Source organism: Microcystis sp. M_OC_Ca_00000000_C217Col (assembly GCF_007095585.1).
Classification (GTDB): domain Bacteria; phylum Cyanobacteriota; class Cyanobacteriia; order Cyanobacteriales; family Microcystaceae; genus Microcystis; species Microcystis panniformis.
In genome coordinates this window covers 1-3011 of record NZ_SFBV01000343.1, presented here as the reverse complement: position 1 = coordinate 3011, position 3011 = coordinate 1, and the positions used below count along the sequence as shown (strand labels likewise).

At 45.3% G+C, this 3011-nt stretch carries 3 protein-coding genes and 1 pseudogene; 3 read left to right on the top strand and 1 reads right to left on the bottom strand.

Annotation, left to right across the window (positions count from 1 at the left end):
• Window positions 1–66: 66 nt before the first annotated feature.
• Window positions 67–453: a hypothetical protein gene (locus EWV66_RS22185; protein ID WP_287116045.1), complete on the bottom strand. Its 387-nt coding sequence runs from the start codon at window positions 451–453 to the stop codon at window positions 67–69.
• Between EWV66_RS22185 and accC the strand changes: the two genes are divergently transcribed.
• The 3 genes and pseudogenes from accC to EWV66_RS22170 form a co-directional block, all read left to right on the top strand.
• The gene (gene accC, locus EWV66_RS22180) at window positions 440–1786 is read left to right on the top strand and encodes an acetyl-CoA carboxylase biotin carboxylase subunit (protein ID WP_052278020.1); all 1347 of its coding nucleotides are present in this window, start codon (window positions 440–442) and stop codon (window positions 1784–1786) included. The two genes, EWV66_RS22185 and accC, sit on opposite strands and share 14 nt — an antisense overlap.
• A 183-nt stretch (window positions 1787–1969) precedes the next feature.
• Window positions 1970–2539, top strand: a complete 570-nt coding sequence (locus tag EWV66_RS22175) for a Uma2 family endonuclease (protein WP_052278019.1) — start codon at window positions 1970–1972, stop codon at window positions 2537–2539.
• 32 nt (window positions 2540–2571) lie between these two features.
• Window positions 2572–2892, top strand: a pseudogene (locus EWV66_RS22170) (Uma2 family endonuclease); the annotation flags it as partial.
• Window positions 2893–3011 lie beyond the last annotated feature (119 nt).

The following is a 3011-nucleotide window of genomic DNA, read 5'->3' as shown; positions in this document are numbered from 1 at the left end:
GTGGACTCTGTGTAAGACAGTACATGGTTTTTAACTGTGGTATGCGACGGTGGTGGAAGCAGAAACTTAAATCGTGAGGTTTAGGAATCGCCGCACTTTTAGGGCGGCGAGGATGTCAACAGGAGGCAGGAAATAGGGTGATAGGGTTTTGGGGTGATAGGGTTTTGGGGTGATAGGGTTTTGGGGTGATAGGGTGATGAGACAGCTTCCCCACTTCCCCACTTCCCCACTTCCCCACTTCCCCACTTCCCCACTTCCCCATCCCCCCACTTCCCCACTTCCCCACTTCCCCACTTCCCCACTTCCCCACTTCCCCACTTCCCCACTTCCCCACTTCCCCATCCCCCCACTTCCCACTCCCCGATTTCCCCAAGGTAACAAAACCAGATATTCTACTAAATAGTCGCCTATCACACCAGCCTGATCTCGTGGTCGTCCAATGCAGTTTGCCAAGATATTAATCGCCAATCGCGGGGAAATCGCCTTAAGAATCCTTCATAGTTGCGAAGAATTGGGCATTAGAACCGTTGCCGTCCACTCTACCATCGATCGCCATGCCCTTCATGTTCAATTGGCCGATGAGAGTGTTTGTATTGGTCCGCCTCCGAGCAGCAAAAGTTACTTAAACATCCCTAATATCATCTCGGCTGCCCTAACACGCAACGCCACGGCCATCCATCCTGGTTACGGTTTTTTGGCAGAAAACGCCCGCTTTGCCGAAATTTGTGCCGATCATCAGTTAACTTTTATCGGTCCGTCTCCCAGTGCTATTCTGGCTATGGGCGATAAATCTACCGCTAAAAAAACCATGCAAAAAGCGGGAGTTGCCACTATCCCCGGCAGTGGTGGTTTAATTACCTCGGAAGCGGAAGCAAAGCGTATCGCTGATGACATCGGTTATCCTGTCCTGATTAAAGCCACTGCTGGCGGTGGAGGGCGTGGGATGCGTCTTGTCAAGAGTGCAGATGAACTAGGTGATATGTTAAAAGCCGCCCAAGGCGAAGCAGAAGCGGCTTTTGGCAATTCGGGAGTATATCTAGAAAAATTTATCGAATGTCCCCGACATATCGAGTTTCAGATTTTGGCCGATAGTCACGGTAACGTAATCCATTTAGGAGAAAGAGACTGTTCGATTCAGCGACGACACCAAAAACTGCTAGAAGAGGCACCTAGCCCCTTCTTAACGCCCCATTTACGCTCAAAAATGGGTAATGCCGCCGTTAAAGCCGCTAAATCGATTAATTACGTCGGGGTGGGAACCGTGGAATTTTTAGTCGATAAACACGGTAATTTTTACTTCATGGAAATGAACACCCGTATTCAGGTGGAACACCCGGTCACGGAGATGATCACGGGGATGGACCTGATCCGAGAACAAATTCGGGTGGCACAGGGCGAAAAACTGCAAATTAAGCAAGATCAGGTGATATTTAGAGGGCATTCGATCGAGTGTCGCATTAATGCCGAGGATCCCGATCACAATTTTCGTCCTCACCCCGGCAAAATTAGCGGTTATCTGCCCCCCGGTGGCCCTGGTGTCCGCATGGATTCCCACGTTTACACCGATTACGAAATCCCCCCCTATTACGATTCCCTAATCGGTAAGTTAATTGTCTGGGGAGAAAATCGCGAAACTGCCATTAAACGCATGAAACGCGCCCTACGGGAATGTGCGATCACGGGAGTACCGACGACTATTGATTTCCATCGTAAAATACTGGAAACTCCCGCCTTTTTAGCTGGAGATGTTTACACTAATTTCATCCAGGAACATCTCTTGCCCTAGCGCGTTACCATAAATTTTAAAGTGGGTGGGTGGAATTAAATATAAGATGAACGTAGGTTGGGTTGAAGCATGAAACCCAACCCCCGCTCATGTTACGCTACCGCTAACCCATCCTACAAATAATTGTGCCTCCCTACTAGGGCGTTACCATGAATTTTAGACGAGAGTAGGTTGGGGATAATAATGACAGTAGAAGTTAAATTTAACTCGTTTCAACTCAACGATGAACAGTTTTTTCAACTTTGTCAGGATAACCGAGATTTACGTTTGGAACGCAACGCGAAAGGAGATTTAATTATTATGCCACCGACTGGAGGAGAAACCAGCAATTCTAACGCTGGAATCACTGCCCAATTATGGTTATGGAATAACCTAAATAAATTAGGTGTGGTTTTTGATTCTTCTGGAGGATTTAAACTACCTAACGGGGCCGATCGCTCTCCCGATGCTGCTTGGATACCTTTAGAAAAATGGCAAGCTTTAACCCCACAACAAAAGGAAAGATTTTTACCTCTATCTCCCGATTTTGTCATTGAATTAATGTCTCCTAGTGATAGCCTAGAAACTGCTAGGAAAAAAATGCAGGAATATTTAGATAACGGGACTCGTTTAGGTTGGTTAATCAATAGAAAAACTAGAGAAGTAGAAATTTATCGTCAAGGACAGGCAGTAGAAATTTTAACTAATCCAGAGAGTTTATCGGGGGAAAATATTTTATCTCAATTTGTCTTAGAACTTGATAATATTTGGTAATTATATAATCCTATAAATATAAAAGAGAATCTATGATGACAGTAGTAGAAATTAAATTTGAATCTTGGCAACTCAGCGATGAACAATTCTTTCAACTGTGTCAGGATAACCGAGATTTACGTTTGGAACGCAACGCGAAAGGAGATTTAATTATTATGCCACCGACGGGGGGAAAAACGGGCAATAGTAACGGTAGAATCACCCAACAATTATTTAATTGGTCAGATAACAATGGTACGGGTATCGCTTTTGATTCCTCCACAGGATTTAAACTCCCGAATGGGGCCGATCGCTCTCCCGATGCTGCTTGGATACCTTTAGAAAAATGGCAAGCTTTAACCCCGCAACAAAAGGCAGGGTAATCGCGCGTCGTTTTGTATAGATGGTAACAGACAAAAATCCCTAACTGTTAATTTGGTGACGACGAACTGGCCTGAGTTAATCTGAGAGGAAGTGAAAAATCCTGTATTTT